At 69.8% G+C, this 20173-nt stretch carries 12 protein-coding genes; 2 read left to right on the top strand and 10 right to left on the bottom strand.

Features of this window, described 5'->3' with window-relative positions; genetic code table 11:
* From OXN85_10490 to ppsA, 9 genes are all read right to left on the bottom strand, one after another.
* On the bottom strand, positions 1 to 963 hold a 963-nt coding region (locus OXN85_10490), incomplete at its 3' end, for an Ig-like domain-containing protein (GenBank protein ID MCY3600382.1).
* A 553-nt stretch (positions 964 to 1516) separates the two neighbouring features.
* Positions 1517 to 1837 (bottom strand): GYD domain-containing protein, encoded by a 321-nt coding sequence (locus tag OXN85_10485; protein ID MCY3600381.1) that lies wholly within the window; start codon positions 1835 to 1837, stop codon positions 1517 to 1519.
* Positions 1838 to 1884: 47 nt separating this feature from the next.
* Positions 1885 to 3891 (bottom strand): ankyrin repeat domain-containing protein, encoded by a 2007-nt coding sequence (locus OXN85_10480; GenBank protein MCY3600380.1) that lies wholly within the window; start codon positions 3889 to 3891, stop codon positions 1885 to 1887.
* A 2-nt stretch (positions 3892 to 3893) separates the two neighbouring features.
* A complete protein-coding gene (locus OXN85_10475; GenBank protein MCY3600379.1) occupies positions 3894 to 5330 on the bottom strand; it encodes a DUF1552 domain-containing protein in 1437 nt (478 codons plus the stop codon).
* A 47-nt stretch (positions 5331 to 5377) separates the two neighbouring features.
* Positions 5378 to 7891, bottom strand: coding sequence for a DUF1592 domain-containing protein (locus OXN85_10470; GenBank protein ID MCY3600378.1), 2514 nt, complete (start codon positions 7889 to 7891; stop codon positions 5378 to 5380).
* A 128-nt stretch (positions 7892 to 8019) separates the two neighbouring features.
* Positions 8020 to 9243, bottom strand: coding sequence for an alpha-hydroxy acid oxidase (locus tag OXN85_10465; GenBank protein MCY3600377.1), 1224 nt, complete (start codon positions 9241 to 9243; stop codon positions 8020 to 8022).
* 218 nt (positions 9244 to 9461) lie between these two features.
* The gene (locus OXN85_10460; GenBank protein ID MCY3600376.1) at positions 9462 to 10874 is read right to left on the bottom strand and encodes an aldo/keto reductase; all 1413 of its coding nucleotides are present in this window, start codon (positions 10872 to 10874) and stop codon (positions 9462 to 9464) included.
* 43 nt (positions 10875 to 10917) lie between these two features.
* The gene (locus OXN85_10455; GenBank protein MCY3600375.1) at positions 10918 to 12441 is read right to left on the bottom strand and encodes an APC family permease; all 1524 of its coding nucleotides are present in this window, start codon (positions 12439 to 12441) and stop codon (positions 10918 to 10920) included.
* Positions 12438 to 14840, bottom strand: coding sequence for a phosphoenolpyruvate synthase (gene ppsA / locus OXN85_10450; GenBank protein MCY3600374.1), 2403 nt, complete (start codon positions 14838 to 14840; stop codon positions 12438 to 12440). Before ppsA ends, OXN85_10455 begins: the two co-directional genes overlap by 4 nt.
* 77 nt (positions 14841 to 14917) lie before the next feature.
* On the opposite strand from ppsA, the gene OXN85_10445 reads away from it, so the two are divergent.
* Positions 14918 to 15754: a kinase/pyrophosphorylase gene (locus tag OXN85_10445; protein ID MCY3600373.1), complete on the top strand. Its 837-nt coding sequence runs from the start codon at positions 14918 to 14920 to the stop codon at positions 15752 to 15754.
* Positions 15755 to 15780: 26 nt separating this feature from the next.
* Positions 15781 to 19266 carry an amidohydrolase family protein gene (locus OXN85_10440; protein MCY3600372.1) on the top strand — a complete coding sequence of 1162 codons (3486 nt, stop codon included), beginning with the start codon at positions 15781 to 15783 and terminating at the stop codon, positions 19264 to 19266.
* Here the strand turns inward: OXN85_10440 and OXN85_10435 are convergent.
* Complete coding sequence (locus tag OXN85_10435) at positions 19171 to 20064, bottom strand: creatininase family protein (GenBank protein MCY3600371.1); 894 nt, start codon at positions 20062 to 20064, stop codon at positions 19171 to 19173. The two genes, OXN85_10440 and OXN85_10435, sit on opposite strands and share 96 nt — an antisense overlap.
* Positions 20065 to 20173: the final 109 nt, after the last annotated feature.

Genomic DNA, 20173 nt, shown 5'->3' with positions numbered 1-20173 from the left:
CTCCAGGTTCAGGGCGCGCAGACTCTTCAGTCGGCCAAGTTCCGGCGGAACGGGACCGCGGAACTGGTTGTGGCCCAGATCGATCTCCTGGAGGCGGACTGCGTTCCCGAGTTCCGGCGGCAGTCGGCCCGTCAGCTTGTTCCTGTATAGGTCCAACGTCTCGAGATAGCGGAGGCGTCCGAGCTCCGGGGCGAGGGTTCCGACGGCGCCGTTTTCCCTGAGTTCGAGACGGGTCACGCGGTCATCCGTTCCCGTCTCCACGCCGTACCATTCCGCCAGCGGCGCGTCCGTCAGCCAGTTGTCGCTGTGACGCCATGATGGTCCACCCGCGGCATGATAGAAGGCAGCGAGGATACCCCGGTCCGTCGAGTCCACGTTCACGGCGACCGTGTCCGTTGCCGTGCCGGAGGCCGCCACGATCTCGGCCGTCCCGTTCGACGCCGCGGTCACAAGCCCGCCGTCGGAGACCGTTGCGACGCCGGAGTCGCTCGAACTCCACTCGACGGTCGCACCGGCGACCTCGCGACCGTTCGCATCGTATACGGTGGCGGACAACCGCGCCGTGTCCCCGACCGCCGCGAACGAGACGTCCTGTGGCACCGCGTTCAGTCGCGCCGCGACCTGTTCGACGCGCACCGCGGCTGAGCCGGACGCCGCGCCGGACGTGGCGGTGACTGACGCTTCGCCGTTCGAAAGCGCCGTGACCGTGCCGGCCTCGACGCTCGCAACCGTGGGATCGCTGCTCGACCAGGTCACCGATGCGTCTGGCAGGACCGCCCCGTCCCGGCTGCGGACCGTCGCCGCAAGAGTTTCGGTGTCGCCCAGGGCCCCGAAGACGACGCGGCCCGGGACCACCTCCACCGTCGCGGCGGACGGCGGATCGGCGGGAGGCTGCGGGGACGGCGGTTCCGGCGTCGGGTCCGGGCCGGCCGGCGACCCCCCGCAGTACCAGGCGAAGCTCACGCAAATCAGCAATAACGCGAGGCTCGCCGACGATATGCGCCGACCAAAGTTCCCTTCGCTCGATCTACTCATGCGCTCGTGTACCTCTCGCTACCCTCCCCGAAAGAGGTGCGGGAGAATCGAGACTGCCGCGTTTCGCGCGCGTGCGCCCCCCAAAGAATATGGAGAGACTTCGCGATCGTTCGTATCGTATTCGGCCGCGAACAACCGCGCCAACGGCCCCGCGCAATGCTGGCGGGCCGGGCCGCGGGGCTCGTGCGCGTGATCAGTCCTCTGCGGCGGGATGAGGACGAGGATGTCGCCGGTGAACTCGACGGGTGCTCCCGCGGGAAGGGGCGCAGGGGGGTGTACTGGAACTCCGGTGCCCGCGGTCCGCCGGTGACCGTGTCGATCCACAGAACGCCGGCTACGGAGCGTCCGGTCTTCTAGCGCTACCGCCGCAAGTAGATTCCCGGTGGCGAAGGCGCACCGTGACGCCCCCGGGAACCGGAACTCAATCGACCAAAAGGGTCACCGCAACGTTCGGGATCTGCTCAGACTCCCGGCAGGCGGGTCAGGCTCCGGGGAGGCGGTAGGAGACGCCTCGGGCGACGGCTTCGTCGACGGTCTCGGGGTCGATGAGCACCGTCACGGAGACGGTTAGGGCCCCCGCGGCAGCGATGTTGAGCGAGAGCGTCGTGGCGGCCGTCGAGTCGGGAAGATCGGCGATCAGAAGGAGATCGTCGTCGCCGAAGGCGTAGTAGAAGCCCTCGAGCGTACCGCCCGCGCTTTCGACCGTCTGGCGCAGCGCGTCGCGGCGTCCGGTGCCGCCCTCGGCGATCAGGCCCTTGAGGCCGGACTGCGTGTAGCTCGTGCGGAACATGTACTTGGCCATGGTTCTCCGTATCCGGTTTTGTATGGTTTGGGGTGGTTTTCGGTCGGTCAGCAGGTAAGGCAGTTGTTGTTGTTGTGAGAGCCCAGGCTCTCGAGGAGCGCGACGGTCTCCGGGAAGGGCGAGACGCGCTGCACGGGGCCGTTCGCCATGTCGGCCGTCGTCTGGCCGCGCCGGCTGACCACCGTGACGTCACCCCCCACTTCCACGAGATAGTGAATCATCTCGTTGTCGCCGCGCGAGGCCGCGTTGTGCAGCGCCGTGTAGCCATTGTGGTCGCGGGCGTTCACGTCCGCACCGAGTTCCTCGACGAGGTACTTCACGGCAGGTATCCAGCCTTCGGGCGTGTGGCGGTGCGCGTTGCCCGCGAACCCCTCGCCGTAGCCGACGCCGGAGGCCGCGTGGATCGGCATCACGCCCGGCCCGCCCGGGGGCACGGGCGGCAGCCCCGAGGCGTCCGGCGCGTTCGCCCGAGCCTGGTCCGCCGCTTCGGCGGCCTCGATCAGCTTGGCCCTCACGTCCGCCTTGAGATTGTCGAGGTCCTTGTCGGGGAACTCCGCCTGCTCCTCCTCCGGCAACTGGTCCCGAATGTCCTGGAGCAGCTTCAGCCGCTCCTCCGGCGGGAGTTCGACGTAGGAGGAGTCGCGCAGCGCGTTCAGCGCCTGCTGTCGCAGGAACTCGTCCGGGGAGAGACGCTGGCGCCGGGGGGGCGCCTTGGTCGGGATGTTCGGGTCGGCCCCGTACTCGACGAGAAGCTTCATCGCCTCGACGTCCGTCGCGTAGGCGGCGCGCCAGAAAGCGGTGGCACCGTTGGTGTCGACGAGACCGCAGTTCCGGTTGCCGCAGCCCGTATAGACCATGTACCACGGATGCCGCGTGATCCGATGGTTGGGATCCGCGCCCGCATCGAGCAGCGAACGCGCCACTTCCAGGTAGTTCGCGCTCTGGAGCGGACGCTCCTGCGGTTGCGGGAAGCGCGTGCGCGGCTGCCAGCGGGCGTTGACTACGGCCCACAGCGGCGAAACTCCGTTGAGATCGGCCGCGATGTTCGGGTCCGCGCCCCGCTCGAGGAGCATGAGCACGAGATCGAACTGGCCGTTGATCGCGGCCATCACGAGCGGACTTGTGCCGTCCGCCGCGCTCACGAGGTCGATGTCCGCACCGCCGTCGAGGAGGGCGACGGTCGACTCCACGTACCCCTGGCGAACCGCGTGCAGGAGCGGTGTCAGGCCGCCGATCTTCTCGACCGGAGGCAGGAAGAGGCGACTGAAGTCGCTGTCGTTCTCTTCTTCCTCCTCCTCTTCTTCGGGAAGGCCCTCCGCATAGATCTCCCGCCCTGCGCGCACGGCGGCCTGGAGTTCGCCGGGCGTCGGCGTGCGCGCCTCGTCCCCCTCCCCGGTGAAGGCCGCGAGCACCTCCGTCTCACGCTGGCGCGCCAGTCGGTCAAGCTTCTCCTGCTCGATGATGTCGATGACGAGCGACGTGACGTCGGGATCCGCCCCGCCCTCCAGCAGCGCGCGGATCGCATCGGCCCGGTTGCCCGCGGCGGCAAAGGTGAGGGGCGTCTGGCCCCACTCCGCCTCGACCGCATCGGGATCCGCGCCCGCGTCGAGCAGAACGGCGACCGCATCGGGGTCTCCCGCCGCCGCGGCGAGGTGAAGCGGCGTGGCGCCGCTGTTCGCAGTCAGCGCCGTCACATCCGATCCCGCGGCGATCAGGTCGCCGAGGATCGCCGCCGAGCCCCGTCGCGCGGCGAGGTGGAGCGGCGTGTACTGCCCGATCCGCGTGACCGCCGCCACATCGGCCCCGGCGTAGATGAGCATGCCGGCGAGTTCCGCGTCGCCCCTGTCGGCGGCCCAGTGCAGGGCGGTCATCCCGTCTCCCTGCGCCGCGTTGACGTCGAGCCCCTGCCGCAGGAGTTCGCGCACCGTCTCGACTTCGCCGCGCATGGCGGCGTCGGCGACGGGCGAATCGGGCGGCGAATGGGGCGTCCCCGCCGAAACGAGGACAGCCGCGCAGAGGACCGCGAAAGCGCGCCGGAGCCTGCCCGCCCGCACGATCAGGTCCCCGCGTCCGTCATGGCGGGGTCGGCCTGGTTGAGCGCCATCGGGCCGGTGCTGTCGCCGAACTCGTGCATGTCGTCGACGCCGAGCCCGTGCAGGACGGACAGCATGGCGTTCGCCATCGGCGTCCCGTCCGGCGCCTTGATGTGCAGGTTGCCCTCCAGCATCCCGTTCCCGTGGCCGATCAGGAAGAGCGGCGCCCGCCGGTGGTTGTGCAGGTTCGCATCGGCCATCGGCGAACCCCACAGGACCACGCTCTGGTCGAGCAGGCTCTCCTCGCCGTGCATGGTGTTCTTGAGCTTGTCGATGAGGTACGGAAGCTGCCCCACGCGGAACTGGTTGATCTTGTTGAACTCCAGCACCGCCTCCTCCCGGTTCCCGTGGTGGGAGGCCGGGTGGAAGGGCCGATCCGACTCGCTGTCGGGGAAGACCCTGTTCTGCGCGTCGCGCCCCGTCTTGAACGAGATCACGCGCGTCATGTCGGTCTCGAGGGCGAGCACCTGGATGTCGAACAGCATCTGCATGTGCTCGGTGAACGAGTCCGGAACGCCGGCCGGCGCCTCGGGCAGGGCACGCTCCTCGCCGCTCGAGTTCCGCCCCTCGACCATCTGAATCCGGCGCTCCAGTTCGCGCACGTTCGTCAGGTACTGGTCCATGCGGCGCGCGTCCTCAGCGCCGAGGGTACGCTGCACGGAGGAGATCTCGCCCGAAATCCAGTCGAGGATGCTGCGCCGCGTGGCCCGCCGCGCCGCCCGCTCCGCCTCGGTGCCGCCGGCGCCGAACAGAAGGTCGAAGGCGACGCGCGGATCGCGGATCATGGGCAGCGGTTCGGTCGGCGATGCCCAACTCAGCGAGTCGGTGTACGCGCACGAGTAGTTGTACGTGCAGCCGCCCGCCTGATCGAGGTTCTCGATACAGAACTGCATCGACGGCATCGGCGTTTCCTGGCCGAAGCGCTGCGCGTAGATCTGGTCCATCGAGGTCCCGCAGAAGATGTCCGACCCCTGCGTCTGCTTCGGATGGGCCTGCGTGAGGAACACCGCGCTCGAGCGGAAGTGATCCCCCCCGATCTCGGGCGGCGTGAACGCCTCGGCGTTCCGCACGTCCGTGTTGCTGACGATCGTCAGGTGCTCGCGGTACGGCCGCAGCGAGACGAGCGCGCTCTCATCGATGATCTCGAACTCGCGTCCGGCCTTTTCCGGCGCGAAGAGGAACTTCGTCGCACCGTGCTCGCGGTTGCACCCCGCGAGGCCGTGCACCTCCTCGATCGCGATGAGACGGGTCCCCTTCCCCTCCGTCAGGCTCTTCGCGCTCGTCGATCCCCACAGACGGCCCGCCGGAACCATCGCGTCGAGGAACGGCAGGGCGAGCGTGGCCCCGACACCCCGAATGAAGGTCCTGCGAGGCAGGTGCTGTCCAGTGATGAATTCCATGTTCTCCCTCTCGGAACGTCGGACCGCCGCGCGGCCGCACGGGCCGTCTAGCGGCGGTCTTCGGAAACCTCCTCGGAAACCTCTTCTTCTACCGCGGTCGCGGGCATGGCCCGCTTCATCCTGAAGGCATCGCCGTTCACGACGCCCATGATCAGCGACGAAAGTCTGTAGTCGTCCTCTTCCGCGTCCTCCACAATCGACCGGATCCAGGGCTGGTCGTAGTACTCGACGCGGCGGCCGAGCGCGTACGCGGCCAGGTTCTCCGTGAAGTTCCGGAGCAGCGGCAGCGGGCGCTTGAGGAGCGCGTCAATGAGTTCGGGCGGCGTCTGGACCGGCGTTCCGTCGTAGAAGTCGCCGCGGGTGTCCAGCGGCAGCCCGTTCTCGCGCAGGCGCCACTTCCCCGTCACGTCGAAGTTGTCCAGCGCAAGGCCGATGGGATCCATGAACCGGTGGCAGGACCGGCACGCCGGACTCGCCCGGTGCATCTCCATTCGCTCGCGCGTCGTGAGCAGGCGCCCGTCCATCGATTCTTCCGTCTCATCCAGATCCGGCACCCCCGGCGGGGGCGGCGGGGGCGGCGTCCCGAGCAGCACCTCCATGACCCACTTGCCGCGAAGCACGGGAGACGTGCGGTTCGCGAGCGAGGTGAGGACGAGGACGCTGCCGTGGCCGAGGATCCCCACGCGCTCGTCGGCGGGATAGCTCACGCGCTGGAAGTCGCGCCCGGCCACGCTCTCGAACCCGTAGTGATGGGCCAGCCGCTCGTTCACGAACGTGTAGTCCGCCCGGAAGAAGTCGAGCAGGCTCCGGTCCTCGCGGATGAGGCTCTGGAAGAGGAGTTCGGTCTCCCGCTTCATGGCGTCCGCGAGATTCTCGTCGAAGTTCGGGAAGAAGTTCGGGTCCGGGCGGACCTTGTACAGGTCCTGCAGCCGCAGCCACTGGGACACGAAGCGCGAACTCAGCGCCTCGGAGCGGGGATCGGCGAGCATGCGGCGCGCCTGCCGCTCCAGTTCGCCGGGATCGGACAGCCGTCCCTCGACCGCCGCGCCGCGCAGTTCCTCGTCGGGCGGGAGGCCCCAGAGGAAGAATGAGAGCCGCGAGGCAAGGTCGATGTCCTCCAGCGCGTAGGCCTCTCCGCTTCGCACGCCTTCGGGCTCGCGCTCGAGCCGGAGGACGAAGAACGGGCTCGCGAGGACCGCCTCGAGGGCCATGCGCACGCCGACTTCGAACCCGCCTTGTTCGACGCCCATGTCGTAGAACGTCATCAGGCCGTCGACCTCGCTCGGTTCGAGCGGGCGGCGGTAGGCGCTGCGCGCGAGGTCGGTCAGGATGCCGCGGGCACAGGGCCGCTCCTCGGCGGACGACGTGGGACGGCACGTGAAGATGCGCTGGCGGACCGGCGACTCCGACACGCCGGTCGGATTGTGCGGTCCGCCGATGATGAGGTCCTGCAGGTGCGGTAGCGTCGTGACCCCGCCGCCGCCCGAACCGCCGCCGGCGTTGGACCACACGTGCGGCCGGATCAGGTCCTCGTACGGCCCCTCCTGCCGCCGGATGAAGGCTGCGGACACGCGGTGCTGGCCGGCGCGGACGAAGACCGGTTCCGTCTCGACGGGCGTGAAACCGCGGTCATCCGCGCCGCCGCCGCGCCGCGTGTAGTGGAGGAGCGCGACCCGCTCGCCGCCGACCGAAATGTCGATGTCCTCCATGCGGGAGTTCGCGCCGGAGGTGAAGACGAGCGCAAAGGTGTACTCGCCGTCGGCCGGGAAGGTGTGGTCCACGACCATCCCGCCGCGCGTCCCGAACGGGGCCCCCTCCACGTGGTCCCACGGGTGCTGCGAGACGTACTGCGAGTTCTTGTACGTCGTGTTGACGGGCGGCGCGTTGCGGTCGCCTACCGCCATGCGGCTGATCTCGGCCGCCCCGTTCAGGTAGGCGTCGAGAAGCGTCGGCGAGAGCGCCTGCACGTCGGCGATATTGTCGAAGTTGGCGCTCATCTGGTCGTTGGGGAGCCACTTCCCGGCGTCGACCTCGAGCCCCAGCAGGTCCCGGATCGCCCGCTCGTACTCGGGGCGGTTGAGCCGCTGGAAGGTGCGGCCGCCGGGGTTCGGGTTCCGGGCCGCGGCGTCGTCGACGATGTCCTCGAGCGTTTCGACGAGTTCGAGGAGTTCCTCCTCCGGTGGACGGCGCACGCCGGGCGGCGGCATCATGCCGGCGCGCAGCTTGCGGATCATCTTTTCGGCGGTCTCGGCCTCTTCGTCCGCGGCGTCCACATCGAACGGTTCGAGGTCGAGGTTGCCCGCGAACCGGCGGCTGTTGTGGCAGTTGGTGCAGACGCCCTGGACGATGTCGTTCGGCCCCGCCGTGACGGGGGCGACGGTCGCCGGAGACGGGGCGGTGGCGGGCGTGTGGACGAACTCGGCGACCGAACCCACGCCGGGCTGGCCGGCGGCTCCCTCCACGGCCGCGGCGGACGCGACCCGGCCTTCCTGCGCGGAGAGGCTCGCGGGGACCGCGAGAACCAGCACCAGGGCCGCGCCGACCGTGCGGATCGCCATCATTCTGTACGCTTCCTGTCCGGGCATTGAAACCGCTTTTTTGAACCGGTTCGCACTCGGCGCATTAAAAGATGTATCCGCATAACACGCTAAGCACGGAACCCGCTGTGTGGCAAGCGGCGGGAGCCCATTCAGGAGTCTCGCCAGCGCACCGATTCGGGAGTGATCTCGTCCACGGTCCGGGCGCCCAGGAGCGCCATCGTGCGCCGGAATCCGTCGTCGAACCACTTGAGGACGAGGTCCACGCCCCGCTCGCCGCCGGCTCCCAGCGCGTAGAAGTAGGCGCGGCCCGCCAGACAGGCCTTCGCCCCGAGCGCGACGGCCTTCGCGATGTCGCTGCCGCGGCGGACCCCGCCGTCGATGAGGACATCGAGCCGGTCCCCGACCGAATCCGCGACCGGCTGCAGCAACTCCAGCGTCGGCGGCGCATCGTCGAGTTGTCGTCCGCCGTGGTTCGAGATCACGATCCCCTCGACGCCGGCCTCCGCCGCCAGGACGGCGTCTTCCACCGTCTGGATACCCTTGATGACGATGGGACCATCCCAGATCGAGCGCAGCCAGTCCACATCATCCCAGGCCAGCTTCGGGTCGAACTGCTGGTTCACGTACTGTGCGAGACCCATGGCGTCGACGCCCCCCGCCCCGCCCGCCGCATCCCGGCTCACGGCGCTCGAGAAGATGATCGGCTCGGAGGTGAGGAAGTCCCACGTCCAGCCGGGTTTGCGGATCCCGTCGACGAAGGTGTCGAGGCCGAGCTGCGGGGGGAGCGTGAAGCCAAGCCGGACATCGCGCTCGCGCCGCCCGAGCACCGCGACATCGACCGTGAGCAGGAGCGCCTCGTAGCCGGACTCGCGGGCCCGCTCGACGAGTTCCGCGACCAGGCCGCGGTCCTTCCACACGTAGACCTGGAACCACCGGGGACCGGAACTGACGGCGGCCACCTCCTCGATCGAGCGGGTGCCGAGGGTCGAGAGGCTGTAGGTGAGCCCCGCGCGCGCCGCGGCCCGGGCCACGGCGAGTTCACCCTCCGAATCCGCGATGCGGCTGAACCCGGTGGGGGCGAGGATGAGCGGCAGCGGGTGGCGGCGGCCGAGGATCTCCACACCGGGATCCACGTTCGTCACATCCCGCAGGACGCGGGGCCGGAACTCCAGCCGGTGGAAGGCGTTGCAGTTCCGCGCCTGGGTGCGCTCATCCTCCGCCGCCCCGTCGATGTAGCCGAACACGCCGCGCGGGAGCCGGCGCCGGGCGACCTCCCGCAGGTCCTCGACGCTCGCGCAGCGGCCGAGCCGGCGCGCGACGGGGTTCAGTTCGAGCCTCCTGAAGCGGACGACGGAGCGCAGCGTCTTCAGCATCGAGACTTCCGAAACCCCGAACGCCGCGGCGAAGAGCGTGCCGCCGGCAAAGCCGATGATCGCGAGCACCGGCGGCCAAATGTCGACGAGGGACGCCATGGGAAGTCCCCCCGGCAGCGTGTCGGCGAGGATCTCGATGACCGCCCCGACGAACGCTCCGGCGAGGGCCCACAGCAGGGCCACGCGGACGATCCCGCGGATGTGTCGTCGCCTCTTCTTCACGGCTCCCTCCCCACGCGGGCCTCGGCTTCGATCTCGACCCGGTATCCTGACCCGATGAGACCCGCCTGAACCAGCGTGTTGGCGGGCCGGATGCCGCCGAATCGCTGGCCGTGCGCGCGGGCCACCGGCTCCCAGTCCGCCAGTTCCGGCACGAAGACCCGGGTCCGAACCACGTCCTCGAGGCGTCCGCCCAGGGCTTCGATCGCCCCTTCGATCTTGTCGATGACAAAGTGCGTCTGCGAGGTGGGGTCGTCCCCGCCGACCAGGCGGTCCCCGTGCGTGGCCGTCGTCCCGGAGACCGCGATGCGGTCGCCCGTCCGCACCGCCCGACTGTAGCCCGCGAGGTCCTCCCACACCGTGCCGGAGTCCACGCGCGTCCGGCCGCCGGTCCCGGTCCGGACGGGATACGGCGGCGGAAGTTCGTCCAGGTGATCGCTGAGGTCGCCCGCAGCCGTCAGGTAGGGGGGCCGCCGGTACTCATCTCCGCAGTCTCCCGGAAGGGGGTCCAGCGACCCGCTCGCCATCGCCAGCGTTTTCCGGTCCGCCGCGTCGAGCTGCAGCGACGAGAGGCGCAGGTTGTCGGCGATGTGCTCGCGGCGCCCCAGCCGCGCGCCGATGATCACCCCCGCCACGGCGGGCCGGTCGAGGATGGCGCGCGCCGCGACGTTCGCCATCGACACGCCATGCTTCATCGCCACCGCCCGGACCGCCGCGAGCAGCACCTGAAGGCGGCCCCAGCCGCCCGCCGCCTCGACGAAGCGGCGGTACTTCATCTCGGACCACGTCTTCACGCCCTCCGGCCCCGGGTCCTCCACGTCGAACCAGCGCCCGGTCAGGAGGCCGCCCGCCAGCGTTCCGTAGGCGAGGAGCTGGACCCCGTGCCGGAGACAGACCTCCGTCATCGCGCCGGCGGCGCGCCCGTCGAGGAGAGAGTACGAGACCTGGTTCGAGACCACGTCGATGCCGGTGTGGCACACCATGTCGAGGTGGACGGCGTCGAAGTTCGTGAGGCCGAGGTGCCGGATCAGGCCTTCGTCCTTTAACTCCTGGAGGGCGAACAGGCAGTCCAGCCAGCTCGGATCCGCGTAGTGCCAGGCGTGGAACTGGAGGAGGTCGATCGCGTCCGCCCGCAGGCGCTGCAGCGACCGCTCCATGGCTTCGCGCACGGTCGCCGGCGTGTGCGGACCGGGCGCGGGCGTCCACTTGGTGAGGAGTTGCATGTCTCCGTCGCGATGCGGGGCCCTGGACGCGCACGCGCCGGCGATCTCCTCGGCCGAACCGTAGTGGTCCGCCATGTCGAACGTCGTGAAGCCGGCCGCGGCGTAGGCGTCCATGGCGGCCGCGGCGCCCTCGACCTCGATGGGGCCCTCGCGTTCCAGGTCGGCCACCTGCCACAGTCCGGTCAGCACCCGGGAGATCTCCAGGCCGGGAGCCAGTTCCCGGCGCTCCGGCCTACTCAGGAGGCAGCTCGCGGAAGAGGCGGTCGACGTCCGTCCCGGAGGCCCGCAGCGTTCGCATCTTGCGGATGTAGATGAGCGATCCCAGCGCCATGACGCCGATCCAGAGCGGCGTGGAGTGGAAATACCACGCCGCGACGTCGGCCGTGAGGTCCTTCCGCAGGTGGGTCACGAGGAACGTCGCCAGGAGCACGATCCCCGCCACGCACACGCACGTTCGCGCCACCGGGCCGCGGAGCACGCGGAAGTTCGCGGCGATCCCGGGGTTCCGCCGCGGGAGGATGAGCACGGAGACGCACATGAGGAGGAAGTTGACGAGCATCGACGTGACCATGATGTCGACGCCGAGGAAGAAGTCACCCGCGAATTCGCTGCCGACGATCGCGACGGAGGCCAGCGCGGTCGAGAGGACGATCGCGGCGTGCGGCGTGCGGTGCGTCGGGTGTACCCGGGCGAGGCCCGACGGGAAGATCCCGTCCTCGGCCCACGCGAAGACGAGGCGCGACACGGAGAGGATCATCGCCGGCAGGTCGTTGATGAGGGCGATCGCGGCGCCCGCCACGATGAGCACCGTCCACCACGGCGGGAGCACGTAGCCAAGGAGTCCGGGGGCGGTGAGGTCCTGTTCCTGCGCGCGCGCCCACACGAACTCCCACGGGACCGTGTGATAAACGGCGGCGGTGAACAGCAGGTAGTAGGCGCCCACGATGAAGACCGCGAGGCCGATCGCGAGGGGGAGCGCGCGGTTCGGATTCCGCGCCTCGCCGCCCGCCTGCGCGATCGCGTCGAAGCCGACGAAGCTGGCGAAGAGGAGGCCGGAAGCGGCGAGGAAGCGGGCGGGGTCGAGCGGTGGCGGCGCGGCCGCGGGCACCTCCACGCCTTCCCGCGCGAGCAGCGCCGCCGCGAAGTCGCCCTGGTCGAACGAGAATCCGGCCACGATGACGATCGCGCCGAGCGCGAACATGACGACCATGAGCGGCACCACGGTCCGTTCGTAGGCCCTGAGCCCGCGCAGGTTAACCCACGCGAACGTCCACAGCATCGCGAGCGCCAGCCCCACCCGGACCGGACCCGTGTCGAGCGCGCCGGCCACGCCCTCCATGCCGAGGGCGCCGGCGATGTCTCTCAGGAACGGGACGACGAGGTAGGAGACGACCCCGATGACGATGGAGAGGCCGAACCACTGCGAGAAACTCGCCACGAAGCCCCAGTACGGACCGAGCGCCCGGCTCGCGAAGACGTAGCTGCCGCCGGCGCGCGGCATGGCGGAGGCGAGGATCGCGTAGGCGAGCCCCGCGAGGACGGCCGGCAGGGCGCCGAAGGCGAACGCCGGGAGCACGTTCTCCGCGATCCCGGGCACGTTCCGCTGGATCATGACGGGGACCACGTTGATCCCCGCCCCCAGCATCGAGCAGATGCCTGTCGCCGCCAGACCCCACAGTCCGAGTTGGCGCGCGAGCCCCGTTCCGCCGGACCCCGGGGCCGCCGTGCCCGCTGCGTCTCCGTTCGCCGGCTTCAGACTTCCTCCCCCGCGAGGAACATCCACGTCTCGACGGCCGTGTCCGGGTTGAGGGACATGCTCTCGATCCCCTCCTCCACGAGCCAGCGCGCGAGATCGGGGTGGTCGGACGGTCCCTGCCCGCAGATCCCGATGTACTTGCCCGCCTTCGCGCAGGCGCGGATCGCCATCGACAGCGTCGCCTTCACCGCGGCGTCGCGCTCGTCGAAGATGTCGGCGATGAGCCCGGAGTCGCGGTCGAGGCCGAGGGTGAGCTGCGTCATGTCGTTCGACCCGATCGACATGCCGTCGAAGTGTTCGAGGAACTCGTCCGCGAGCAGGGCGTTCGAGGGAAGCTCGCACATCATGATGAGCTGCAGCCCGTCCTCCCCGCGGGCGAGGCCGTTCTCCGCCAGGAGGTCGACGACGGCCCGCGCCTCGGCCACCGTCCGGACGAAGGGGACCATCACCCACACGTTGTCGAGCCCGATCCTCCGGCGAACCCGCCGCAGCGCTCGGCATTCGAGTTCGAAGGCGGGACGAAAGCTCTCCGACACGTAGCGGGACGCGCCGCGGAAGCCGAGCATCGGGTTCTCCTCGCGCGGCTCGTAGCGGCGGCCGCCGATGAGATCCGCGTATTCGTTCGACTTGAAGTCGGACAGGCGCACGATGACGGGCTCCGGGGCGAAGGCCGCGGCGATGGTGGCGATCCCCTCGGTCAGCTTCTCGACGTAGAACTCGACCGGATCCGCGTAGCCGGCGTGCTGGAACCGGATCTCGTCCTGAAGGTCGTCCGGCAGGCTATCGAAGTCGAGCAGGGCCTGCGGATGTACGCCGATCATGCGGTTGATGATGAACTCGAGCCGGGCGAGACCCACGCCCCGGTTCGGGATGGAGGCGAAATCGAACGCGCGGTCCGGGTTCCCCACGTTGAGCATGATCTTGAGCGGGATCTCCGGCATGGCGCCGAGCCGGATCTCGCCCTCCTCGAAGTCGAGCAGCCCCTCGTAGACGTAGCCCGCGTCGCCTTCGGCGCAGGACACCGTCACGTCGCCGGCCTCCGCGAGTTGCGCCGTCGCGTCGCCGCAGCCGACGACCGCGGGGATGCCGAGTTCCCGCGCGATGATCGCCGCGTGGCAGGTGCGGCCGCCGCGGTTCGTGACGATGGCGGCGGACTGCTTCATCATCGGTTCCCAGTCCGGGTCCGTCATGTCCGTCACGAGCACGTCGCCGCGCCGGAAGCGCGCGATCTCGGAGGCCGACTCGATGACGCGCGCCGGGCCGCCGCCGATCCGGCCGCCGATGCTGCGCCCCTCGGTGAGCACGCGGCCCCGCTCCTTGAGCGTGAAGCGGGAGATCACGCCCCCCGCGCGGCTCTGCACGGTCTCCGGACGCGCCTGCAGGATGCGCAACGCGCCGTCGAGGCCGTCCCGCGCCCACTCGATGTCCATGGGGCGGCCGTAGTGGTCCTCGATGAGGAGTGCCTGGCGGGCGAGTTCGTGCACCTCGTCGTCCGTCAGCGAGAAGCGGAGCCGATCCTCCTCCGGCACATCGACCGTCCGGACGGACGCGGCCTCGTCCCCGGCCGGCGCTCCCGATCCGGCGTAGACGAGCTTGATCGCCTTGCCTCCGAGGTTCCGGCGGAGGATCGCATGGCGGCCGGCGCGCAGGGCGGGCTTGTAGACGTAGAACTCGTCGGGGTTCACGCCCCCCTGCACGACCGTTTCGCCGAGACCGTACGCGCTCGTGATGAACACGACGTCCCGGAAACCGGACTCGGTATCCAGCGTGAACATCACGCCGCTCGAGCCCCTGTCCGCGCGGGCCATGCGCTGCACGCCGACGGAGAGCGCCACGTCGCGGTGCGCGAACCCCTGGTGCACCCGGTAGGCGATCGCCCGGTCGCTGAACAGCGAGCCGTAGACGTGGTGGACGGCCCGCAGCACCGCGTCCACTCCGCGGACGTTGAGCAGTGTGTCCTGCTGCCCGGCGAAGGACGCCTCGGGGAGGTCCTCGGCCGTGGCCGAGGAGCGCACCGCGACGGAAATGTCGTCGTCGGATGCGCTGCCGGCCGATCCGTCTCCGCCGGCCCCGAGTTCGCGGTAGGCGGTGCCGATCCGGGCGGCGAGTTCCGGCGGAAGCGGCGTATCGGCGACCCAGCCCCGGATCTGGCGGCCCGCCCGGGCGAGCGCCCCCAGGTCCTCGACATCCAGCGCATCAAGCGAAGCGTGGATGCGTTCTCCGAGTTCGCCCGAGAGGAAGTCGCGATACGCCCGGGCGGTGATCGCGAAGCCGCCGGGCACGTCCACGCCGGCGGCCGAGAGATGGGAGATCATCTCGCCGAGCGACGCGTTCTTCCCCCCGACGGATTCGAGATCGGCGAGTCCGACAGACTCGAATGGCGCGATGTACCCGGACACGGCGACTCCCAACCCCGGCCTCCCAGCGACCCTGAGCGGTTGTCTCCGGCCGATGCAGGCCGGAGAATCAGTGTACGATGACCCAGCGAACGGTGTTCTTCGTCTCCGACCACTCGGGCGTCACGGCCGAGACCCTCGGCCACAGCCTGATCGCGCAGTTTGACGCCCTCGACTTCACGAAAATCACCGTACCATTCGTCTCCACCGTCGACAAGGCGAAACGCGCCGCCCGGAACATCAACACGACGGCCCGCGTGCAGGGGTCGCCGCCGATCGTCTTCAGCACCCTCGTCAAGGAGGACGTGCGCGACACGGTGCGGGAGATCGTGGAGGAGACCGACGCCCTCTTCCTGGACTTCTTCGACTCCTTTCTCGGCCCGCTCGAGAAGGAACTCGGCCACAAGTCGCAGCACGCCATGGGCGTATCCCACGGCATCCAGAACTACCGGGAATACGACCGCCGCATCGAGGCGATGAACTTCGCGCTGTCTCACGACGACGGCTCGAACCCGCAGGGATACGACCGGGCCGACCTCGTGCTGGTCGGCGTGTCGAGATCGGGCAAGACCCCGACCTGCCTGTACCTCGCGCTCCAGTACGGCGTGTTCGCCGCCAACTACCCTCTCACGGGCAGCGATCTGGAGGAGCGGCGGATTCCACCCCCTCTCCTCGACCACCGCGACAAGATCTACGGGCTCACGATCGAGCCCCAGCGCCTCGGGGAGTTGCGGAGCGCGCGCGGCATCGGCCGGCGCTACGCCTCGCCCCGCCAGGTGAGCTTCGAGATCCGCCAGGCGCAGTCGCTGTTCGAGCGCCTCGACATCCCCTTCATCGACGCGACCCGCTGCTCGATCGAGGAACTGGCCAGCCGGATCCTCGACGCAACCCGCCTCGAGCGGCGCACGACATCATGATTCACTCCCCGACCGGAGGTCCCGCCATGTGTGATTCCCGCAACGGTTCGGCTCTCGCCGCCCGACCCGCTCCCGGCGCCCGACCGGCCCGTGCCGGTGTCTTGACGCTGCTCGGTCTCGCGCTTGCCGCGCCCGGGCACGCCGCGCTCCCGCAGGAAGGTGACGCGGCCCAGGCGTGGGATGTGACCGCGCCCCTCGGCGAGACGCGGGAGGTCGATTTCACGACGGACGAAGGAACGTGGATGTCGATCGACCTGGATCCGGGCGGCCGGTGGCTCGTGTTCGACCTGCTCGGGCACATCTACCGGCTTCCCGTGGAGGGGGGCGAAGCGGAGGTCCTCACACAGAACACGGGCGTGGCCGTCAACTATCACCCGTCCCTGTCGCCGGACGGTTCGACGATCGCCTTCATCTCCGACCGCGGGGGGCAGAGCAACCTGTGGCTGATGGACGCGGACGGCTCGAACCCGCGTCCCGTATTCGAGGACCAGGGGCTGCGCGCGTGGGAGCCGGCGTGGAGTCCGGACGGGCGCTTCATCGTCGTACGGCGCACCTCGACGCGGCGCGGCGGGGGCGGCCCGGCGCCGGGGCTGTGGATGTACTCCCGGGACGGGGGCGAGGGCGTGCACCTCGTGGGCTCGGACCATTCCGGCGCCCAGTGGCCCTCGTTCTCGCCCGACGGAGGGTCGCTCTACTTCCATTTCCGGGCCGCGCCTCCCGGGCTGGGGTCCGGCCGGCTGGACATGACACAGGGGCACAAGCAGATCCGGCGCCTCAACCTCGAGACGGGGCGGGTGGACGAGATCACATCGGGCGTGACGGTGCAGCAGGGGCAGACTTCGAGCGGCGGGGCGATCGCGCCGGAGCCGTCTCCCGATGGGCGCTGGCTCGCCTTCGCGCGTCGCATCCCGGATGGGACGATCTCGCACGAGGGGCACCGCTTCGGCCCCCGCACCGCGCTCTGGCTGCGCGACCTGGAAACGGGGGCGGAGCGCGTCCTCATGGACCCGATCGAGGTGGACATGGCGGAGGGGATGAAGGTGTCCCGCGACCTGCCGGGGTACACCTGGGCCTCGGACTCGCGGTCCATCGTAGTCTCGGCGGGCGGAAAGATCCGCCGCGTCGATCTCGACGGCGCCGTGACGACGATCCCCTTCACCGCCCGCGTGCAACGCACGATCTCCGAGATGGCGGGGCGCCCGCAGATGGCGCTCGGCGAGACGTTCAAAGTGAAGTTCCCGCGCTGGACCGCCTCATCGCCGGACGGGAGCCGACTCGCCTTCCAGGCCGTGGGGCGGGTGTGGATCATGGATCTGCCGGACGGCACGCCGCGGCGGCTCACGCCGGACTCCTTCGAGCCGTTCGAGATGGCGCCCGCGTGGTCGCCGGACGGGCGCTCGATCGCATTCACGAGCTGGGCGGACGCCGACCAGGGGCACGTGTGGCGGGTGCCGGCGGACGGCGGCGAGCCCGGACGGCTCACGACGCGGGCGGGGGAATACCTCAACACCGCGTGGAGCCCGGACGGGCGGGACATCGTCGTCACGCGGGGATCGGGAGCCACGACCCACGGCCGCACGGTGGCGAGCAACCAGTTCTTCGACTTCGTGCGCGTGCCGGCCGCGGGCGGCGACGCCTCGCTGATCACCAAGGTGGCGCGTCCCTACACGGGCGGGCGTCCGCTCATGCCGCGGCGGCCCGTCGCGCAGGCGTCGTTCGGACCGGAGGGACGACTCTTCTATCCCGAGGCGCTGGGGCCCGACGACGGCGAGCCCGCGGGGACGGAGATCGCCTCCATCCGCCTCGACGGGAGCGACCGCCGGGTCCACTTCAAGCTGCCGGACGCGGACGAGGCGGCGGTGTCGCCGGACGGTGCGTGGCTCGCCTTCCAGGAGGGCGACAACGTGTACCGGATGCCTTTCCCGTACGGCGGGACCGGGTCGAACATCGTCCGCATCGCCAAGCGCAACGGTCAGCTCCCGGTGACGCAGGTCAGCTTCGAGGGCGGCATCCATCCGCGCTGGCGCGACGCGAACACGCTCGAGTTCGTGAGCGGCCCGCGCTACTACACGCACGACCCGAACAGCGGCGAGACAGTCGAGACGCCGATCGGCCTCGAGCTGCCGCGTCACATCGCCGGGGGGAGCGTCGCCTTCACGGGCGCCCGCATCATCACGGCCGAGGACGACCGGGTCATCGCGAACGGCGACATCCTCGTGCGGGACGGCCGCCTCGCCTGCATCGGCGACTGCGACACCGCAGGGGCGGACCGCATGATCGACGCCTCCGGCACGACGATCATGCCCGGCCTCATCGACATGCACGCGCACCATCACCGCGACCACGTCGGCGTGATCCCGCAGCGCAACTGGGAGTCCGCGATCTACATGGCGTACGGGGTCACGACGACGCTCGACAACTCGCAGTGGTCGTCGAACGTCTTTCCCGCGGCCGAACTCATCGAGGCGGGCGCCATGATCGGCCCGCGCACCTACAGCACAGGGGACCCCGTCTACTCCGGCGACGGGGCGCGCCAGAACGAGATTTCGAGCTACGAGTTGGCGGACCAGAACGTCGCGCGCCTCGCGTCGTGGGGCGCCGTGATGATCAAGGAATACCTGCAGCCGCGCCGCGACCAGCGGCAGTGGGTCACGGACGCGGCGCGGGTGCGCGGCCTGCGCGTGACCGCCGAGGGCGGCGACATCGAGTACAACATGGGCATGATCATGGACGGCCACACCGGCTGGGAGCACCCGCTCAGCTACGTGCCGCTGTACGGCGACGTCGCGAAGTTCTTCGGCCAGTCCGACGCCGTGTACTCCCCCACCTTCATTGTCGGCGGTCCGAGCGCCTGGAACGAGGAGTACTTCTACCAGACCGACGACGTGTGGAAGGACGAGAAGCTGCGCCGCTGGCTACCGTGGCGGATGCTCATCCCCTCCACCCGGCGCCGCATGATGCGCCCGGAGACGGACTACAGCTTTCCCCTCATCGCGCGCGGCCTCGGCGACATCATCGAGGAAGGCGGCTGGGGCGCGATCGGCTCGCACGGCCAGTTGCACGGCCTCGGCTCCCACTACGAGGTCTGGATGGCCGCGGCGGGGACCGACGAGATGACCGGGATCGAGATCGGGACGATCCACGGGGCCCACTTCCTGGGTCTCGAGCACGAGACGGGGTCGCTCGCCGAGGGCAAGCTGGCGGACTTCATCGTCCTCAACTCGAACCCGCTCGACGACATCCGGAACACGGCGGACATCCGGCTCGTGGTCAAGGACGGGATCGTGTACGACGCGGACACGCTCGACGAGGTGTGGCCCGACCCGAAACCGTTCGGCGAGTACTACTGGGTGGACGAGGATGCCCTCATGAGCGACGACCGCCCCACCGACTACTGGGACCGCGCGCGGGGGGACTCACCGGGCGATCGAGCGGCGGATGGCGCGGGCGGTGATCCCGGCGCGGTAATCGACGAGACGCCGTCCGTTCTCCACCGTCAGTTCCAGAGGTGAGAGGTCGACGCCGTTGATCGAGAGGAGGCCGGCGTCCCGCCGCTGATCCGCGCGGATCGTGTTCGGATCGACGGTGGCCATTATGGATGAATAGTGATAGTCGTCGTGGTACTCGTTGCGGGTCGCCACGCACTCGTCCGGCTGCTGGAATATCCCCAGTTCCTCCTTCAGATAGTCGCAACTGTAGATGTCTTCCGTATAGTATTCCGGGATGAAATGGACGCGGGCCGGCCGGTCCGCCCAGGCCGCGTTGAGGGCGGCGGCCACGTTCTCCATCCCGCTCACGTTGCCTCCGCTGTCCCCGATGAGGACGAGATTCTCGAACCCATGCGCGGCGAGGCTGCCCAGGACATCCGTGAGCATGGCCTCGAACGTCTCCTGCCGGACGCTGATCGTGGCATGGTAGCGCATGTGCCCGGACGGCGGATCGATGCTCCCCTCGGGGACGAGCTTGATGACGGGAGCGACGAGCGCGTTCCCAAGTTCGCGCGCGATCGCCTCCGCCGTGGCCCGCAGCACGAAGTTGTGCTTGCCACTGGCCAGGTAGGGGCCGTTCTGTTCGATGCCCCCGGTGCCGATGATCGCCGTCGTCATCCCCTCCGCGAGCGCGTCGCGCACCTCCATCCACGTCATCTCCTCGATCCACACCGTGTCGAGCCGGTCGATCGGGCGCGGAGCGTCGAGGTCCTGGCCGACGGCCGGAGTCCCGCCGCCGACGGCGAGGGCGAACAGCGCGCACGCGGCGAGTTGGCGGGCGCGGCGCGAGGACGGCGTGCGAGGCGGGGCTTGGCTTGCCACGGCGGTCTCCCATGTCGAGGCTGCGGCGGACGGCGGATCATCCCTTACTATACGGCGACGACGGGGCGAGATTCGAGGTCCGCGTGAGAGTCCCGGGAATCGGAGGATC

Origin of the sequence: Candidatus Palauibacter australiensis, from assembly GCA_026705295.1 — a bacterium.
GTDB lineage: Bacteria > Gemmatimonadota > Gemmatimonadetes > Palauibacterales > Palauibacteraceae > Palauibacter > Palauibacter australiensis.
This window is presented reverse-complemented; position numbering and strand designations above follow the sequence as displayed.

What these genes read in the sequence shown, in the direction of transcription:
- OXN85_10445 (MCY3600373.1), top strand. Translation starts at nt 14,918, where the DNA reads ATGACCCAGCGAACGGTGTTCTTCGTCTCCGACCACTCGGGCGTCACG.
- OXN85_10485 (MCY3600381.1), bottom strand. Translation starts at nt 1,837, where the DNA reads ATGGCCAAGTACATGTTCCGCACGAGCTACACGCAGTCCGGCCTCAAG.
- OXN85_10475 (MCY3600379.1), bottom strand. Translation starts at nt 5,330, where the DNA reads ATGGAATTCATCACTGGACAGCACCTGCCTCGCAGGACCTTCATTCGG.
- OXN85_10440 (MCY3600372.1), top strand. Translation starts at nt 15,781, where the DNA reads ATGTGTGATTCCCGCAACGGTTCGGCTCTCGCCGCCCGACCCGCTCCC.
- OXN85_10465 (MCY3600377.1), bottom strand. Translation starts at nt 9,243, where the DNA reads ATGCTGAAGACGCTGCGCTCCGTCGTCCGCTTCAGGAGGCTCGAACTG.
- OXN85_10470 (MCY3600378.1), bottom strand. Translation starts at nt 7,891, where the DNA reads ATGATGGCGATCCGCACGGTCGGCGCGGCCCTGGTGCTGGTTCTCGCG.